This window comes from Aeromonas sp. 600479 (genome assembly GCF_049175515.1).
Taxonomy (GTDB): Bacteria; Pseudomonadota; Gammaproteobacteria; order Enterobacterales; family Aeromonadaceae; genus Aeromonas; species Aeromonas veronii_A.
Genome location: NZ_JAAKVF010000001.1, coordinates 40,440 through 59,112, shown reverse-complemented (window position 1 = coordinate 59,112; position 18,673 = coordinate 40,440). Strand labels below are relative to the sequence as shown.

Below are 18,673 nucleotides of genomic sequence, written 5' to 3'. Positions count from 1 at the left end.
TATCCGGTAAACTGGCATAAAGGTAGTGGGAATTTCTGTATTTTTGGTTATTTGCAAAATTTCTCACAGTTTAAGCCGTGATCTGCACCTTGTTTTTAACATCTCGTTATCACCTTTCCTCGCCTTCCCTTATCCAAGCCATTACACTTCGCAACAACTCTGCACCAGCGGGTAACCAGGGTGGTTGCCTCTGCGTCGGTGGTTAATGTCGTCCGATAAGGAATATAAAAATGGCATTGAAAGACGCCCCTACCTCAGTTCTGCTCGAAAACGTTCTCAGCCTGATCCATCAGAAGTTGCCCAAAAACAGTGCCTCTTTGGTCGAACGCTTCGTTGCCAAGTTCTACGGCAACATGGCGAGCTCCGACCTGCACGATCGCAATGACAGCGATCTCTACGGCGCGGCCCTGAGCCTGTGGAATGCCCTCAATCAGCGCAGCGGTACCGATCCCTACATCCGGGTCTACAATCCCGAACTGATCCGTCACGGCTGGCAATCGCCCCATACCATCGTCGAGGTGATCCTGCAGGACTCCCCCTTCCTGGTGGACTCCATCCGGATGGCGCTCAAGCGACTCAATATCACCGCCCACATGATGCTGCACCAACCGCTGCACCTCATTCGTGGAGCGGATGGCAAGATTGACGCCATTCTGGCGCTCGACAACACCGATGGGCAGACCTCGGTTGAAACGGCCTTCCTTATCGAGATCGATCACCTCACCAGCGAGGAGCAGATGGCCGCGCTGGCTGCCGAGCTCAACTCGGTGGCTGGTGAAGTGGCGCTGGCAGTGGGCGACTGGCAGCCCATGCTGGCCAAGCTCAATGAGATCATTGACGAACTGCCCAAGCGCAAGCACCCGGTCAGCAAGGAGGAGGTGGCCTCCTGCGTTGCCTTCCTCAAATGGGTGGCTGCCCACAACTTCACCCTGATGGGGTATCGCCGTTACGACGTCAAGGCAGTGGAGGGGGATCACGAGATCCTGCCGCAGGCGAGCTCCAGCCTTGGGCTGATGAAAAACTCCATCAAGGAGGTGGGTCAGCGCCTTGGCAATATGCCGGCCAGCGCCCGTCACGCCGCTCTGAGTTCTGACCTGCTGATCCTCACCAAATCCAACAGCAAGTCCCGGGTGCACCGTCCGGCTTATGTGGATTACATCGGCATCAAGCGCTTTGACGAGCATGGCAAGGTGATCGGGGAAGATCGCTTCATCGGCCTCTACGCCTCTTCCATCTACAACACCAGCGCGACCCAGATCCCGCTCATCAGCCATCGTCTCGAACGCATCATGGCCGCCTCCGGTCACGAGAAGGGCTCCCACGCCTACAAGGCGCTGCTGAACGTATTGGAAACCTATCCCCGCGATGAGTTGATCCAGGCTCGTGAAGAGGAGCTGCTGGCCACCGGTCTTGGGGTGCTGGAGATGCAGGAGCGGGACATGCTGCGACTGTTCGTGCGCCGCGATGTCTATGGTCGCTTCTTCTCCTGCATGGTCTATGTCACCAAGGAGCGCTACAACACGGCGCTGCGGATCAAGACCCAGCAAATTTTGCAGAAATATTTTGGCAGCAATGAAGAGGTGGAGTTCAACGTCTACTTCACCGAAGGCGTGCTGGCGCGGACCCACTACATAGTGCGGGTCAACAACAACAACGTGGATGTGGATGTGAACGAAGTACAGAACAACCTGATTGAAGCGGCCCGCAGCTGGGACGACAGACTCGACTCCGTGCTGCTCTCTCACTATGGCGAGGCCCGTGGCAACGAGCTGCGCCGCCGTTTCAGCACCGCATTCCCCCGTGCTTACAAGGAGGATGTGTTGCCTGGCTCGGCCGTGGCCGACATCATGGCGCTCGATAACCTGAGCGAAGCCGAGCCACTCGGCATGCTGTTCTACCGCGCACAGGAGGAGGAGAACGATCGTCGGGTACGGCTCAAGCTGTTCCATCGCACCGAACCCATTCACCTCTCAGACGTGCTGCCGATGCTGGAGAACATGGGGCTGCGGGTGATCGGTGAAACCCCGTATCAGGTTCGCACTCCGGGCGGCGATCTGTTCTGGATCCTCGACTTCTCCATGCTACTGCACGGCGAGCAGCCCTTTGATCTGGCCCAGAGTCAGCAACGCTTCCAGCAGGCCTTTGCTGCCATCTGGAACAAGCAGCTGGAAGATGACGGCTTCAACCGGCTGGTATTGGGGGCGGGTCTCACCGGCCGCCAGGTGTCGGTGCTGCGCGCCTATGCCAAATACATGCGTCAGACCGGCGTCTCTTTTAGCCAGTCCTATATTGAAGAGACCCTGACCCGTTATCCGGAGATTGCTCAGCTGCTGTTCACCTTGTTTGAACAGCGCCTGGATCCGGCCGGCAAGCAGGACGTCAAGGTACAGGCCAAGTTGCACGAGCAGCTTGCCACCAAGCTGGATCAGGTGGCCAACCTGGACGACGATCGCATTATTCGCCGCTATGTGGAGATGATCGACGCTACCCTGCGTACCAACTACTACCAGCTGGACAAGGCGGGCAACATCAAGCCCTACATCTCCTTCAAACTGGCTCCCTCCACTATCACCGACATGCCGCTGCCGCTGCCGAAATTCGAGATCTTCGTCTACTCGCCGCGAGTGGAAGGGGTACATCTGCGCTGGGGCAAAGTAGCTCGTGGCGGTCTGCGCTGGTCAGATCGCAAAGAGGACTTCCGCACCGAAGTACTGGGTCTGGTGAAAGCCCAGCAGGTCAAGAACACCGTCATTGTGCCAGTGGGGGCCAAGGGCGGTTTCTACTGCAAACAGATGCCGGTGGGGGCAACCCGCGCCGTCATTCAGGAGGAGGGAAAGGCCTGTTATCGCCTGTTTATTCGCGGTCTGCTCGATGTGACTGACAACATCATCGGCGGCGAGGTGATCCCGCCCAAATCCGTGGTGCGTCACGACGAGGATGACTACTACCTGGTGGTGGCCGCCGACAAGGGCACGGCTACCTTCTCCGACATCGCCAACGAAATAAGCCTCGAATATGGCCATTGGCTGGGCGACGCGTTTGCCTCCGGTGGCTCGGTCGGTTACGACCACAAGAAGATGGGCATCACCGCCCGTGGCGCCTGGGAGTCGGTCAAACGGCATTTTCGTGAAATTGGCGTCAACTGCCAGACCACCGATTTTACCTGCGTCGGGATCGGCGACATGGCGGGAGACGTGTTCGGCAACGGCATGCTGCTCTCCGAGCACACCCGGCTGGTGGGCGCGTTCAACCACATGCACATCTTCGTCGACCCCACTCCGGATGCGGCCAAGAGCTTTGTCGAGCGCCAGCGCCTGTTCGATCTGCCGGGTTCCAGCTGGGATGACTACAACCGCGAGCTGATATCACAAGGGGGCGGCATCTTCCTGCGCTCTGCCAAGTCCATCAAGCTGAGCCCCGAGATGCAGACCCTGCTCGGCACCGACAAGGCCAGCATGGCCCCAAACGAGCTGATCAAGGCGCTGCTCTGCCTCAATGTCGATCTGCTGTGGAACGGCGGCATCGGCACCTACGTGAAGAGCGCTCGCGAGAGCGATGGGGAAGTGGGCGATCGCAGCAATGACGCACTGCGAGTCAATGGTCGCGATCTGCGGGCCCGCATCGTGGGCGAGGGGGGCAACCTCGGCTTCACCCAGCTCGGTCGGGTGGAGTACGCCAGTCAGGGCGGTCGCATCAACACCGATTTTACCGACAACGTGGGCGGGGTGGATTGCTCCGATAACGAGGTGAACATCAAGATCCTGCTCAACCAATTGGTGGCGGCAGGGGATCTGACCCTCAAGCAGCGCAACCAGATGCTGTATGAGATGACCGACGATGTGGCGCAGATCGTGATCACCAACGCCTATCGTCAATCCCAGTCCATCTCGGTCACCAGCTTCCGCGGTTCTGAACAACTTAAAGAGCAGCAGCGCTTTATTCAGGGGCTGGAGCGGGAAGGCAAGCTCGATCGTGCACTGGAGTTCCTGCCATCCGATGAGGAGCTCTCCGAGCGGATGGCGGCAGGGCAGGGGCTGACCCGCCCCGAACTAGCGGTGTTGGTGGCGTACGGCAAGATGGTACTGAAAGAGCAGCTCAACTGCCCGGAAGTGACCGACGAGCCCTTCCTCGCCAACATGCTGGTCACCAGCTTCCCGGCCAAGGTACAGCAGCAGTTTGGTGCCCAGCTGGCCGATCACCCGCTACGCGGCGAGATCATCGCTACCCGGGTTGCCAACATGCTGGTTAACGACATGGGGCTCAACTTCGCCAGCCGGATGAAGGACGAGACCGGTGCGTCAGTCGCCGAAGTGGCCTGCTGCTTTGCCATGGCCCGCGAAGTGTTTGGCATGAACCAGTTGTGGCGCGATATCGAAGGGTGCGACAACCTGGTGGATGCCCAGACTCAGCTCGAGCTGATGTTCTACAGCCGCCGCATCGTGCGCCGTGCCACCCGCTGGTTCCTGCGTGCCCGCAATCGCAGCTGGAGCATCAGCGAGAACATCGCCTTCTTCCGCCCGGCGTTCGAGACCCTCGCTCAACACCTCTACGAGGTAATGGATGAGAGCGAAGTGGCCGAGCATCGTCAGGCTGTTGCCAAGTGGATGGAGAAACAGGTGCCGGAGGCCATTGCCCGTCAGGTCGCCCATATGAGCAGCCTCTTCTCCAGCCTGGATCTGGCGCAGATTGCCGCGGAGCACAAGACCGATATCCTGCGCGCCGCCAATGTCTACTATCGCCTCGGTGCCAAACTGGATCTGCACTGGTTCCTCGACCAGATCAACCATCAGCCGGTCGGCAACCACTGGCAGGCGATGGCGCGAGCCTCCTTCCGCGAAGATCTGGACTGGCAGCAACGCAGTCTCACTTCTGTGGTACTGGAAGGGTGCAAAGGAGAGGGAGAATGCGCTACCATACTGGCCAACTGGATTTCGGAGCATGAGCAACTCTTGTCCCGTTGGACCCATATGTTGGCCGACTTCAAGACCACCAGCACTCACGAGTTCGCCAAGTTCTCGGTGGCCTTGCGAGAGTTGAACCTGCTCCAGTTGAATTGTCGGGCACTTTAATTACCAGATTAAGGCATGGCACCGACATTACACCCAAAGCCCCGGCCAGTTGCCGGGGCTTTCTTTAAGGAGCAAAGATGTTGTACCCCATCGCCAGGCATTTCCTGTTCAAGCTCAATCCGGAACAGGCTCACGATCTCTCCATGAAATATTTGCCCCGCCTTCTCGGTACGCCACTCGATTGTTTCTTCCGCCAGAATTTGCCGAAACGCCCCGTCACTGTCATGGGGCTTTCTTTTGCCAATCCGGTGGGATTGGCGGCCGGTCTGGATAAAGATGGTGAGTGTATTGACGCGCTGGGCGCCATGGGATTTGGCTTTATCGAGGTCGGTACCGTCACCCCCAGACCCCAGAGTGGCAATGACAAGCCCCGCTTGTTCCGGGTTATTCCGGCAGAGGGGATCATCAACCGGATGGGATTCAACAACAAGGGGGTGGATCATCTGGTGACCAAGGTAAAAGAGGCCAAATATCAGGGGGTCATCGGCATTAATATCGGCAAGAACAAAGACACTCCCATCGAGCAGGGCAAGGATGATTACCTGATCTGCATGGACAAGGTTTATGATCATGCCGGTTATATTGCCGTCAATATCTCTTCCCCCAACACCCCGGGGTTGCGTTCGCTGCAATATGGCGAGGCGCTGGATGAGTTGCTGGCCGCCCTCAAGGTGCGTCAGCAAGAGCTGGCCGCCCAATATAAAAAGTACGTGCCGCTGGCGGTTAAAATTGCCCCGGATTTAAGCCTTGAAGAAATAGATCAGGTGGCCGCTTCGTTGGTACGGAATGGTATTGATGGGGTTATCGCCACCAATACCACCCTCGAGCGTGAAATGATTTATGACATGCCCCACGCCGGTGAAGCGGGTGGCCTGAGTGGTCGTCCGCTACAGCACAAGAGTACCGAGGTGATCCGTCATCTGGCCAAGGCGCTCAATGGTGCTCTGCCAATTATCGGGGTGGGTGGTATTGATAGTGCCATGGCTGCCCGTGAAAAGCTGGCTGCCGGTGCCAGTCTGGTACAAATTTATAGCGGCTTTATTTATAAAGGGCCGAGGCTGGTCAAAGAGATTGTGACCAATATTTAAGAAATAGATGGAGGAGCCCTTTATTTGACGTTGCTGATTTCCTGCATATGGAATAAAGTCAACTGGTAATTATCAAGTAAGGGCTCCAACATGTTTATTCAACCGACCGATAGCTGGCAATGGCACTATGATGCCCAGAATGACCGTCTGATGTTGGACCTGTCTGATAACATGTTATTTGCGACCGAGTATAAAGGGCGACAATTGGTGCCCAGCTCGTTTGCGACCCAACCTTTTTGTGTCGATGATGCAGCCCTCTATTATCAATTGATGGATAAAGCAGCCGAACTCGAGTGGAGTATTCCCCATCAGGTACAGCTGGTGCTTAATGCCATCGCGGTCAGTCGTTTTTATAAACCCCTGATGCCGCAAAGCTGGTTTTTTAGTGAACAGCATCCGCAAGTGATCCCGCAAAATGGTGATCTGGTCTTGATGAATACACCCCATGGCAACGGTGAATTTATGGTCATTGAGGCTGGGGAGCAGGCCAGCGTCTGTTTGAACCTCACTGCCGAGCTGGTATTGACCACCAGTAAAACCTTGCCGCGTTTCGGGGTGATCAAGGTGATGAATAACCGGATGAAACCGCGTATTACCGTGACCGAGCAATACCGTAAGGTCAGTTGATATAATTTCATCAATCGTTTCATCTCTGTTATTACACCGCGTCTCTTTTACTGTTTTCACCTCTGTAGCATCTCGTTTCTGATATCTCATTGAACCGCGAACATCTTGCCTATTCTCATTGATGGTTATGATTCAGCCTCTCCTGAGGCTTGTTACACTCACTTGCACCTTGTGTTTTGACCCACGCAGTGTCTTGGCCTTCCGTGCTGCAAGTATGGAGCCTCCCTCTTGTTTCTTTCCGCTGGCGTAGTGCCTCCACCTCAGTATCAACACATCACTCACTGAAGCGATTTTCTTCATACGACATTTTATGCTTGAAACGAGAGCTATTCTCACTTACATTTTGTTATAACATAACAAAATGGAGTTGCCATGAAGCCTCATATTCACCCGGATTATCGTTTGGTGCTGTTCCATGACACGGCAGCAGATGCCTTTTTCCTGGTCGGGTCAACCATCAAGAGCGATCGCCGCTATACGTGGCAAGACGGGAAGGAGTATCCCTATGTGTCGCTCGATGTTTCCAGCCAGTCGCACTCGTTCTATACCGGCAAGCAGAAGCAGGTATCGAGTGAGGGGAGTGTGGCCCGTTTCAACAAGCGCTTTGGCGCATTTTCAAGCAAGAAGGAGTCCTGAATGCAGGTCGTCTGTTCACTCAAATCCGCACGGGCACGTCATCCCGATTGTCAGTTGGTGCGCCGTCGGGGCAAATTGTTCGTCATTTGCAAAAGCAATCCCCGTTTCAAGGCTCGTATGAAGTGATCCGCTAAATGATGTCTGGCCCCATGATCTCCCCATCGGGTAGTCATGGGGTCTTTTACCTTTATTCGCCACCTATCAATCTGTTTCCATCCTGCTGTTTGCGCCGACTTTTGCATGCTCCAGCCCGCCTGATGAGGTATAATGCGCCACTATTTTTATGGGTTCCCCGTGAGCGTGATGAAAGAATTTTTTGCAACCTGCCCCAAGGGGCTGGAAAACCTGTTGGCCGATGAGCTGACCAATCTTGGCGCAGAGCAGGTTCGTGAGACCGTGGCTGGCGTCCATTTCAAAGGCGAACTGGCGATTGGCTACAAGGCCTGTCTGTGGAGCCGTTTTGCCTCCCGCATCGTGCTGGTGCTCTCCGAATTCCAGATGAACGACGATCTGGATCTCTATCTGGGCGCCCACACCATACCCTGGGAAGAGCACTTTTCCGGCACCTCTACCATCGCGGTGGACTTTACCGGTACCAACCCTGCCATTCGCAATACCCAATATGGCGCGCTGAAGATCAAGGATGCCATCGTCGACCGCTTCACCAAGCGCGGTCACGTGCGTCCTGACGTGGACAAGAAGTCGCCGGATATTCGCATCATGGCGCACCTGGGCAAGGGCAAGGCCAATATCACGCTGGACTTGTCAGGCCCGGCGCTACACCAGCGTTTCTATCGTCAGGGCACAGGTGAAGCACCGCTCAAAGAGAACCTGGCCTGCGCCATGATTACCCGTAGCGGCTGGGCCGGTGAGCCCATGATGGACCCCATGTGTGGTTCCGGTACCTTGCTGATTGAAGCGGCCTTTATCGCCGCCGACATGGCACCGGCGCTGCGCCGCGAGCGCTTCGGGTTCGATCGCTGGCTGCAGCACGATAGCGAGCTGTGGCAAAGCCTGATGATGGAAGCGCAAGTACGCGCCAAACGTGGCATGCAGCGTTGCGAAGTCAAACTGTTTGGTTGTGATGCCGACCAGCGTGTGCTGCTCAAAGCCCGTGATAACGCCAAAGCAGCCGGTGTGGCCCATCTCATCACCTTCAGGCAGGCCGACGTCACCAAGCTGGAAAACCCGCTGCCGATGTCTGCCGCTGTTGAAGGGGAAGAAGGTCAAGGGGAGGCCCGTCAGGTCGGTATGCTCATCTCCAACCCGCCTTATGGCGAGCGTCTTGGCGAGTTCCCGGCGCTGCTGGAAGTGCATCAGGCCCTCGGTGATGCTCTGCGTCGCAGCTTCCAGGGGTGGAGAGTCTCCATTCTGTCCGCATCCCCCGAGCTGCTTAGCTGTCTGCGCCTGCGCGCCGACAAGCAATATCGCCTGTTCAACGGTGCCCTCGAGTGTCAGCTGCGCAACTACCAGATTGCACTGGACTCCGTGGCCTCCCAAAAAGAGGTGGCACAGGACTTTGCCAACCGTCTGCGCAAGAATCTGAAAACCCTCGAGAAATGGGCCAACAAAGAGGGCATCGATTGCTATCGCATCTACGATGCCGACTTGCCGGAATACAACGCCGCCATCGACCGTTATCAGGACTATCTTGTGGTGCAGGAGTATGCCGCGCCCAAGGACATCCCCGCCCAGAAGACCCGTCAGCGTCTGCTCGACATGGTGCAGGCCGCCATCAAGGTGACCGGGATGGATGGCGAGAAGGTGATCCTGAAGGTGCGTGAGCGTCAGGAAGGGAAACAGCAATATCAGAAGCTCTCCGAAGAGCAGCACCGGATGGAAGTGCAGGAGTACGGTGCCCGTCTGTGGGTCAACCTCTATGACTATCTGGATACCGGTCTGTTCCTCGACCACCGTCAGACTCGCCGTATGCTGGGTCAGATGGCCAAGGGCAAGCGCTTCCTGAACCTGTTTGCCTACACCGGCAGTGCCACCGTGCACGCAGGTCTTGGCGGTGCCAGCGAGACCACCACGGTGGATATGTCGCGCACCTACCTGAACTGGGCGCAGGACAACATGCGTCTCAACTCGCTGGTGGGCCGTCAGCACAAGTTTGTCCAGGCAGATTGCCTGAAGTGGTTGTCTGAAGCCGATGAGCAGTACGACCTCATCTTCATCGATCCGCCCACCTTCTCCAACTCCAAGCGGATGGACGAGAGCTTCGACGTACAGCGCGATCACCTGCTGCTGATGCAGCACCTGAAGCACCTGCTGGCGGCGGACGGCACTCTGGTCTTCTCCAACAACAAGCGTCACTTCAAGATGGATCTGGCCGGTGTCGAGGCCACTGGTCTCAAGGCCCAGAACATCACCCAGAAGACGCGACCGAAGGATTTCGAACGTAACCAGCACATCCACAACTGCTGGATCATCACCCATGCGCCGGAGCAAGGCGAGGTGTGATGCTGACCCTGTTTCATACCGACGGTTGCCACCTGTGCGAACAGGCGTGGGCGCTGGTGGAGGCGGCTGGCCTTGCCACTACCACCCGCCAGTGCGACATCATGGATGATGAGCAGTGGCTTGCCGCCTATCGGGTGCGCATTCCGGTGCTGCGTGACGAGGCGGGCCGCGAGCTCGGCTGGCCCTTCACGCTGGTGGAGCTCAAGGGCTGGGCCGCCCGTCAGGGGTGAGAGTGATTTGACGATAAAACGGGGGCAGACCCAGTCTGCTGCCCGTTTTTTTCATATGAAATAAGGAACACACATGGCTCTTTTAACATTGCACGGCGCATGTCTGTCGTTCAGTGATTTCCCGCTGCTCGACAATGCCGAATTGACCATCGAGCGGGGCGAGCGCCTCTGTCTGGTTGGCCGCAACGGGGCGGGCAAGTCCACTCTGATGAAGGTCATTGCCAGCGAATTGCCGCTGGACGACGGGCGTCTGGTGCTGCAACAAGATTTGAAAGTGACCCGCCTTGAGCAGGATCCGCCGGCTTCCAGCGAGCTGACGGTGTTTGACTATGCCGCCGAAGGGCTGGCGGGGGTGGGGGAGCTGCTCAAGCAGTACCACCACATCTCCATGGAGCTGGCGAGCGATCCGTCAGATGCCAATATTCGCAAGATGAGCGAATTGCAAGAGCAGCTCGATTATCAGAACGGCTGGCAGTTCGAGACCCGTATCAGTCAGGTGTTGACCCTGCTGGGGCTGGATCCTGACGTGACCCTCGATAGCCTCTCCGGTGGCTGGCTGCGCAAAGTGGCGCTGGCCCGTGCGCTGGCTTGCGATCCCGACTTGTTGCTGCTCGATGAGCCGACCAACCACCTGGATATCGAAGCCATCAACTGGCTGGAAGATTTCCTCAAGGATTTTCGCGGCGCCATCGTCTTTATCTCTCACGATCGGGAGTTCATCCACAAGCTGGCAACCCGGATCATCGATCTCGATCGCGGCGCCATCACCTCCTGGCCGGGCAACTACGACGAGTATCTGCAGGGGAAAGAGGAGTGGCTGCGGGTCGAAGAGCTGAAAAATGCCGAATTCGACCGCAAGCTGGCCCAGGAAGAGGTCTGGGTTCGGCAGGGTATCAAGGCTCGCCGTACCCGTAACGAAGGCCGGGTGCGCGCCCTTGAAGCGATGCGGATGGAGCGCTCCCAGCGCCGCGAGCTGCAGGGCAAGGCCAAGCTGCAACTGGACGAGGTCAATCGCTCCGGCAAGCTGGTGTTCGAGACCGAAGGGCTGGGGTTGGACTTTGGCGATCGCACCCTGTTCAAGGAGCTCAATCTGCAAGTGCTGCGTGGCGACAAGATTGCGTTGGTCGGCCCCAATGGCTGCGGCAAATCGACCCTGATCAAGCTGTTGCTGGGGCAGCTTGAGCCGACCCGTGGCACCGTCAAGGGGGGCACCAATCTGGAGGTTGCCTACTTCGATCAGTACCGCGAGCAGCTCGATCCCGAGCAGACGGTGGTGGACAACGTCGGGGAGGGCAAGCAGGAGGTGATGGTGCGCGGCCGCTCCCGTCACATTCTTGGTTACCTGCAGGACTTTCTGTTCGAGCCCAAGCGGGCCCGTACCCCGGTCAAGGCGCTCTCCGGTGGCGAGAAGAACCGGCTGCTGCTGGCAAAGCTGTTCCTTAAACCCAGCAACCTACTGATCCTAGATGAACCGACCAACGATCTGGATGTGGAAACCCTGGAGCTGCTGGAAGAGCTGCTTTCCGACTATCCCGGCACCCTGCTGCTGGTGAGTCACGATCGTCGCTTCATCGACAACACAGTGACCGGCTGCTGGCTGTTTGAAGGGGATGGCCGCATCAGCGATTACGTGGGTGGTTACGCCGACATGATGGCGACCCGCGAACAGCAGAACGCTCAACAACAGGCCAAGAGTGCACCGGTCAAGGCCCCGGAGCCGGTCGTTGCCGCCGCGCCAGAAGCGCCGAAGAAGAGCAAGAAGCTCTCCTACAAGCTGCAGCTTGAACTGGAAGGGTTGCCTGCTCGTCTTGAGCAGCTGGAAGCCGAGCTGGATGCGCTGCAAAGCGAGATCAACCAGCCCGGGTTCTTCTCGCTGCCGGCAGATAAAACCCAGCCGAAACTGGATGCGCTCAATGCCGCTGAAGCCGCGCTGGAGCAGGCATTTGCTCGCTGGGAAGAGCTGGAAGGACTCAAAAATCAGGAGTAAGTTCCCTGTAATTAAAACTTAATCCAGTTCAGTGCCTTGTGTCACATAGCCCGGTTAGGGTGGAAGTTTTTGTTTGACCGAGTGCGTTCGCAGGAGTAAAGATGAAAGCGACCGATGCAGAATTGGTCGCTTTTTTTTTCCACGAAGAGGGTCGTAGATGATGAAGAGACAGAAGCGGGACCGTCTGGAAAGAGCTCGTGCTCGTGGTTATCAGGCTGGCGTGGTCGGCAAACAGAAAGAAGCGTGTCCGTATCAATGCCTGGATGCCCGAGGGCATTGGCTTGGTGGTTGGCGTGACGCCATGGAAGGGCGGGGCTCAGGCCTCTTCATGAAGTAGCAGCTACTTCATCACTCATTACAAAAGGAAAGGGGCCGTTGTGGCCCCTTTGCGTTAATGCTGTTTTACTACCAATCAGAGAGATCAGAATGCGGTGGTATCTTTGAACAGGCCCACTTTCAGGTCGGTGGCGCTGTAGATCGGACGGCCGTCGACTTCGACCACACCATCAGCAATCCCCATCACCAGCTTGCGGTTGATGACGCGCTTGAAGGTGATCTTGTAGGTCACTTTCTTGGCAGTCGGCAGGATCTGGCCGGTGAATTTCACTTCGCCCACGCCCAGAGCACGACCCTTGCCGGGGCCACCTTTCCAGCCAAGGAAGAAGCCAACCAGCTGCCACATGGCGTCCAGACCGAGACAGCCAGGCATCACAGGGTCACCCGGGAAGTGGCAATCGAAGAACCAGAGATCCGGAGTAATGTCGAGCTCAGCCAGGATCTCGCCCTTGCCGTGTTCGCCGCCGTTGTCATTGATCTTGACGATGCGGTCCATCATCAACATGTTGGGGGCAGGCAGCTGACTGTTACCCTCACCAAACAGTTCGCCACGGCTGCAAGCCAGCAGCTCTTCACGGGTAAAAGAGTTCTTGCCCTGCTCGCACAGGGAAAGGCGGGCTTCCATGGTGGTATTGTCTACGGTCACGCGGTATTTCCTTCAAATGGGTCAAAGCTGGGCCAATTTAGCTTACAGTTGTTCGCTAAACAACTCCGATCACTTCATCAGCGGCCAAACAGGCGCCCCAGCAGGGATTGCAGCAGTCCGACTTTGGCAGTGGAGCCGTTCAACTCGTCCAACCGCTCCTGAATACGGCCAAACAGGGTATCGGGCATATCAGGCTCACCGGCGACACAGCCAGTCAGCAACTCGATGGCCTCTTCCACATGATCCACCGGGTGGATGTGGAACTGGCCTGCTTCAACCGCTGCAATCACCTCGTCAGAGAGGTTCAGCTGCTGGATGTTGGTGCCCGGCAAAATGATCCCTTGCTTGCCGGTGATGCCGTGGATTTTGCACACCCGGAAGAAGCCTTCAATCTTCTCGTTCACGCCACCAACGGCCTGCACATTGCCAAACTGATCGACCGCACCGGTCACGGCGAAGTGCTGATAGATAGGCTGGCGGGCGAGGGCAGAGAGCAGGGCACACAAGCCGGTCAGGGAGGCGCTGTCGCCATCAATTTCGTGGTAAGACTGCTCGAACACCAGATTGGCCGACAGGGGGGAGGGGTTCTCTGCACCAAATTTGTTGGAGAGATAGCCGTGGATAATCATCATCGCCTTGGCGTGGATATGACCGGCCAGCTCCGCTTTGCGCTCGATATCCGCCACATCGCCATCACCAAGGTGTACGGTCGCGGTGAGGCGCACCGGCTCGCCGAAGTCATAAGGGTGACCGGAGACCTGAATGACAGACAGGCCGTTGATCTGGCCAATCTCTTCGCCGTCGGTTTGCAGCAGGATCTGGCCGTCGATAACCCCCTGATCGGACTGCTCAACCAGATAGTTGAGGCGGTAATCCTGCTCCTCCAGTGCGCCGCGGATATGCTCGTCGGTGACCACATCAGATTCCAGCTCCCGGGCCAGACTGTCAGCCATCCGCATGATGGCGGAGAGTTGCACTTCGGAGAGCGACAGCCACTCCTGATGGTCACAGAGGCGGCTGGCATGACGACAAAGGGCGGCGAGGGCGGCTGGCGTGAAGTCCAGCAGGCTCCAGCGCTGGCGCAGCCAGGCCAGGTACTGCAGAAATTCCTGCAGATCCTCTTCAATATTGACCTCTGACACCAGATCCGCGCGCAGGAAGATGCGTTCGGACATATCCCGATCCAGCATCTGGAACTCGGCCACGTCCAGTCGGTCACCAACCAGGATCAGCTTGAGCTTGATGGGGGTCGCTTCAGGCGCGAAGAAGGGGGTCAGAGTTTTCCCTTCCTGATAGGCGTTCCAGTCCAGCTCGCCTTTTTGCATGGCATTTTTCAGTTTGAACCAGAGGTGAGGCTGGTCGAGCAGCTCATCCAGTTGCAAGATGAGGTAACCGCCATTGGCTTCGCGCAGCAAGCCAGGCTCCAACAGGTGCTGATTGGCATAGACAGAGCCTTGTTCTGTCTGGTAATTGATGGAGCCAAACAGGGTATCCCAGTTGAGATCGCGGCCATAAATCACCGGCGCTTCCTGCGCTTCGTGGTGGATCAGCAGGTTGATCAGAATGGGGTGCTGGAACTCCAGACCCAATGCCACGTGAGCCGCCAGATCGGAGAGGAAATCATCGATTTTCGGATCATTGTTCTGCTTGCGCATGATGCGGGTCACGATACGTTCGGCATCGAGATGGTGGCTCAACAGCTTGAGCAGCTCGCCAACCATTTCGCAAAACTCGACGCCGGTGCCCGGTTGCAGGCGCAGCCAGATAGGTTTGTAGGGGTTGTTCAGATTTTCGGTGTAGCAGAGATCAAACAGGTCACCGTCCTTGCCATTGGAGTCGGCAATCAACGTTTGGCAAACGCCTTCGTAATCTGCGCCGGGGAACCCGTTGAGCAGCATGACCGGACAGTCACCATCAAAACTGGCAAGACGTTTGATGCCGGAAATGGCTCTGGGTTGCAGTGCAGCAAAGGGGATAGGTTCAAGCTCGCTAAGCTTGGGGAACTGTTCAATCGCAAAAGCGGGTTTTAATTGTTCTGATGTTAATTCAGCCACTTAAGACATCCGGTCGAAGATAGGATCAATTGTTGCCATTATACACAGTTCAATAAGTGGTGACAGGAAACAAGATACTTGATTTAACATAATATACATTATGCGCAGTCACAGAAGGCTCTGAATTAAGACTTCCCATCATCACGCAAGCCACGGCTAGAGCGGTTCCCGTGCTTGCGCAGTACTTTTTTAAGATGTCATACCAAGTCGCTTTCATGTCCGGCGTCTTGGCTCTGACGGCATTTAAGGAAATGATCACTTCGAGAGGATCTAGTCCAGCGCCAACAGCTAGAAATTTTGCAGTCTCATCAGTGAATTGCTTTCTTCCGTTGTTGATATCGGCAATGTATGCACTGCTAAAACCAAGGTCTTGGCAGACTTCGCTGTACTTGCTGTAGTTTTTGGCCCTCATGTAGGCCTCCATCAGCGTTTTAGAGTCCATAAAACTTTCTCCTGTTAGCTATCTCGTTGGTTTGCTACAACCATTTTGCACTATTTTTCAGCACTTGCACCTAACCATCTGGCTGGTTAACACTCCAGCTATCCAACAGGTTAGTTAGGTGTATCGACATGGAAGCGCAGACCCTACAGCAACAAACCCCGATTTACCACGTTTGCCAGCATTGCGGCGGCGAAGGTTGCGCTGCTTGTTCTGACTTGCTGATTCTGGATGGTGACATTCAACTTGACCCCGAATGGCCTGACGAGCACACCGTACAAGAGCAACTTGACTGGCTCGACGCTTTCTCCGAGCGCGTCCAGCTTCTCACCAAGATGGCGCCGATAAATGGGGTTATCGGCACCACTCCAGATTACTCGCTTGAGGCCCGTCTTGCCCATGTGAACAAGCTCGCTTGCCGTATGCCGTACCGCGTCACTAATGCCGGATTGAATCGTGACGTTCTCTGTGACGGTGCCGATTCTGCTCCCAAGGCTGACCCTGTTTGCCCCAAGTGTGGCAAATCCCGTTTCGATTCTGCCTATGGCTGCCTTGCTCCACAGGTCTATTCCCCTGCGGCTGGTGATTGGGTATGCGGCAAAAAGACCGCTGCCCCCTCCCCCAAGCCTGCCCCCAAATACGACATCAGTTTTGATGACCGGAATATGTATCAGCGCCGCGAAGATGACCTTCGCCTTGCTGGTGAGTGGGAGGTCTAAGTCATGCAGAACATTGATTCCCCTACTCTGCTGCTCGCCATTGTTTTCTTTGTTGTTGCCGTTCTTGTTATGGAGCAACTCAAATGATCCGCTTCACCTCCTACGCCAACCAAAAGGGTTTGAACTATGGCCGCCATGCAGATTCCGGACATTTCTCTTTTGGACGCTCTGACCTTCATTCTCGCAATTCCGATTTTCGCTCTCGCGCTGGGTACTCTGATCGCGATTTTTATCTCTTTCGCCTCCGCGGTTCCGAGCCTTATATGGCGATGCTTCGCGAGGATTGGGCACAAGAGCAGGCCGCCCTCAAACCCGTAGACCTCAAAGCCGTCTATGCCGACAAGGATTCCGACCATATTCGGGTCGGCTCCTTTGCCTATCTGGACGATAAGGCTCTGCTCAAGTATGGCGACATCAACGCCCCCGAGCATTGCCAGCACCGTCATGACATGACCGTGCGCAATCACTACCTGTTGCCGTGGTTCCGTTCTGCCTACTCCCAAGCCCTTGAGTACGCTGGTTTGCTTGAAGCGAATCAGCGTATCAAAGAGCTTTTCGACCTTATGAACATTTCTGGCGACTGCGGAACCCTTAACCTCACCTCTGACGATGAGGGATTCGAGGCATTCGCCGAGCGCCTGGCTAAACATGTGCTGACCCTGCGTAAGGATTATTTCGATGGCGATGAATATGAATATAAAGCGTTTCGCGCTGCTCACGCCTTGCTCTCTGGATACGATCTTCGCGACCCCGATTTCGATTATGGATTCGAAAATCCCGAAGCTCCTCGCCCATGCCATTGGCTCAATCGTTGGGTTGACCCTGCTTATCTGGTTCGCGCTATTCGTCGTACTTCTTCTCGCCGATTATTCGACGCCTCTCGTCTTGCTGGAGTGGTTGGTAAGTTCGCCGATCCTTACGCACCTAGCTATCTTGTCAGTCGTCGCATCCATCGTGTTCGCAAGAATAGAGCCACTCTTTCAGGTCTTGCTGCTGTTAGCGTATCTGACCCTCTTGTGGGATGTTCTCTCGTCGATGCCATAGACGCCTCTGTCTCTAATCCAGAGGTTCAGCGGGCCGAGCTGATGACTCGCCTCAAAGGGTTCGAGACCATTGCCAAGCAGGAACGCCACGCCGCCTTGTTCCTCACTATCACTTGCCCTTCCCGCTTCCATCCGACCAGCGGCGGCAAAACTAACCCAAACTGGATTGCCGCGGGCCGCCCAACTGTCAAAGACGGTCAGGATTACTTGAACGGCGTATGGCGCAACATTGGTCGCCGCTGTGCCGACAAGGGCACCGAAAAGGCACCCCGTGAGCCGATTTCTGTATACGGATTTCGATTTGCCGAGCCCCATGCAGACGGTACGCCGCACTGGCATTGCATCATCTTCGTGCCATACAAACGCGCCAATGAGTACCGCTCTATCTGCCGGAAAGAGTGTTTCAAAGACTCCCCTAATGAGCCTGGCGCCAGCAAACACCGCTTTACCTGCAAGCCGTTATCTCTCAAGCGCGGCTCTGCTGTGGGTTACTGCTCCAAATACATTGCTAAAAACGTGGATGGGTTCGCCGTTGGCGAAGACTTCGAGACCGGAACCTCTGCCCTTACCACTGTTCAGCGCGTCCTTGCATGGAAGAGCGCCAACAATATCCGCCAGTTCCAACAGGTCGGCGGCCCAACAGTAACCGCTTGGCGTGAACTGCGCCGTATGGCTAATCAGGATTACGATATGCCCGGATTCGAGACCCTCACCCAAGGCGATTGGCTTCTGCTGGACGCTTGCCGCCGTGCTGCTGACGAAGGCAACTGGGACGCTTTCTGTGTCGCAATGGGCGGCATTTTCTGCCCCCGTGACGCTCAAACCCTGCGCCCCTCTTACTCCACTCCTCGTGCCTTCACTCGCTTGAACGCTGGCAACGTCGGCCGCCCGTACCATGAGAACGCCGCCGATTTCGAGTTGCGTGTTAGTCCGGAAGGCCGCCTGACCCAATACGGCGACCCTGCAAAGACCACCGTTGACGGCTTGATCTTCAACCAGATTCACATTGCTACCCGCCTCAAGCGTTACCAAATCAAGTCGCTTGAAGCGTGGGAAACCCAGAAGAAAAAACTCATTGAGCAGGTGCGTGATTACTTCATCACCGCCACCGAAACAGGTGAGTACCTGCACATGGCTGACGAACTGTATGAGCAGGGACGCGAGAAGCTTCTCGAAGACCTCGACAACAACTACCTCATCGCTCTGGACTGGGCCGACTGGCAGGAGTGGGCAGCGCGCAGCGCTGGCGACTCCTGTCCAGTCTGGCCGTCAGTTCCCTTGGACCCGTGTCAATAACTGCCCTAAGCACCAAGCAACCACCAACTCACAGAAGGCT

The 18,673-nt window shown here is 56.3% G+C and carries 14 protein-coding genes; 11 read left to right on the top strand and 3 right to left on the bottom strand.

Annotated elements, in window-relative coordinates; translation table 11 throughout:
• Window positions 1–230: 230 nt before the first annotated feature.
• The 9 genes from G5149_RS00275 (at window position 231) to rmf (ending at window position 12,437) form a co-directional block, all read left to right on the top strand.
• The gene (locus G5149_RS00275; RefSeq protein ID WP_421211055.1) at window positions 231–5,069 is read left to right on the top strand and encodes an NAD-glutamate dehydrogenase; all 4,839 of its coding nucleotides are present in this window, start codon (window positions 231–233) and stop codon (window positions 5,067–5,069) included.
• A 77-nt stretch (window positions 5,070–5,146) separates the two neighbouring features.
• On the top strand, window positions 5,147–6,157 hold the full coding sequence (gene pyrD / locus G5149_RS00270) for a quinone-dependent dihydroorotate dehydrogenase (protein ID WP_421211053.1): 1,011 nt from the start codon (window positions 5,147–5,149) through the stop codon (window positions 6,155–6,157).
• Window positions 6,158–6,247: 90 nt separating this feature from the next.
• On the top strand, window positions 6,248–6,784 hold the full coding sequence (locus G5149_RS00265) for a cell division protein ZapC (RefSeq protein WP_421211051.1): 537 nt from the start codon (window positions 6,248–6,250) through the stop codon (window positions 6,782–6,784).
• Between the two features lie 372 nt (window positions 6,785–7,156).
• Window positions 7,157–7,420 (top strand): type B 50S ribosomal protein L31, encoded by a 264-nt coding sequence (locus G5149_RS00260; protein WP_005336598.1) that lies wholly within the window; start codon window positions 7,157–7,159, stop codon window positions 7,418–7,420.
• Window positions 7,421–7,546 (top strand): type B 50S ribosomal protein L36, encoded by a 126-nt coding sequence (ykgO, locus tag G5149_RS00255; RefSeq protein WP_005336596.1) that lies wholly within the window; start codon window positions 7,421–7,423, stop codon window positions 7,544–7,546. It abuts the gene before it with no gap.
• 141 nt (window positions 7,547–7,687) lie between these two features.
• The gene (gene rlmKL, locus G5149_RS00250) at window positions 7,688–9,883 is read left to right on the top strand and encodes a bifunctional 23S rRNA (guanine(2069)-N(7))-methyltransferase RlmK/23S rRNA (guanine(2445)-N(2))-methyltransferase RlmL (RefSeq protein ID WP_421211049.1); all 2,196 of its coding nucleotides are present in this window, start codon (window positions 7,688–7,690) and stop codon (window positions 9,881–9,883) included.
• Window positions 9,883–10,113 (top strand): glutaredoxin family protein, encoded by a 231-nt coding sequence (locus G5149_RS00245; protein ID WP_216978785.1) that lies wholly within the window; start codon window positions 9,883–9,885, stop codon window positions 10,111–10,113. Before rlmKL ends, G5149_RS00245 begins: the two co-directional genes overlap by 1 nt.
• A 73-nt stretch (window positions 10,114–10,186) precedes the next feature.
• Complete coding sequence (locus G5149_RS00240; RefSeq protein ID WP_216978786.1) at window positions 10,187–12,100, top strand: ABC transporter ATP-binding protein; 1,914 nt, start codon at window positions 10,187–10,189, stop codon at window positions 12,098–12,100.
• Between the two features lie 157 nt (window positions 12,101–12,257).
• Complete coding sequence (gene rmf / locus G5149_RS00235) at window positions 12,258–12,437, top strand: ribosome modulation factor (protein ID WP_005315693.1); 180 nt, start codon at window positions 12,258–12,260, stop codon at window positions 12,435–12,437.
• 84 nt (window positions 12,438–12,521) lie between these two features.
• Here rmf and fabA read toward each other — a convergent pair whose 3' ends face one another.
• The 3 genes from fabA to G5149_RS00220 form a co-directional block, all read right to left on the bottom strand.
• Window positions 12,522–13,061: a 3-hydroxyacyl-[acyl-carrier-protein] dehydratase FabA gene (fabA, locus tag G5149_RS00230; RefSeq protein WP_196783564.1), complete on the bottom strand. Its 540-nt coding sequence runs from the start codon at window positions 13,059–13,061 to the stop codon at window positions 12,522–12,524.
• A 98-nt stretch (window positions 13,062–13,159) separates the two neighbouring features.
• On the bottom strand, window positions 13,160–15,136 hold the full coding sequence (locus G5149_RS00225) for a Lon protease family protein (protein ID WP_005336580.1): 1,977 nt from the start codon (window positions 15,134–15,136) through the stop codon (window positions 13,160–13,162).
• A 49-nt stretch (window positions 15,137–15,185) separates the two neighbouring features.
• Complete coding sequence (locus G5149_RS00220) at window positions 15,186–15,578, bottom strand: transcriptional regulator (protein ID WP_421211046.1); 393 nt, start codon at window positions 15,576–15,578, stop codon at window positions 15,186–15,188.
• Between the two features lie 128 nt (window positions 15,579–15,706).
• On the opposite strand from G5149_RS00220, the gene G5149_RS00215 reads away from it, so the two are divergent.
• Both G5149_RS00215 and G5149_RS00210 read left to right on the top strand, forming a co-directional pair.
• Window positions 15,707–16,294: a hypothetical protein gene (locus G5149_RS00215; RefSeq protein WP_421211044.1), complete on the top strand. Its 588-nt coding sequence runs from the start codon at window positions 15,707–15,709 to the stop codon at window positions 16,292–16,294.
• Window positions 16,295–16,377: 83 nt separating this feature from the next.
• Window positions 16,378–18,633 (top strand): replication endonuclease, encoded by a 2,256-nt coding sequence (locus tag G5149_RS00210; protein WP_421211042.1) that lies wholly within the window; start codon window positions 16,378–16,380, stop codon window positions 18,631–18,633.
• Window positions 18,634–18,673 lie beyond the last annotated feature (40 nt).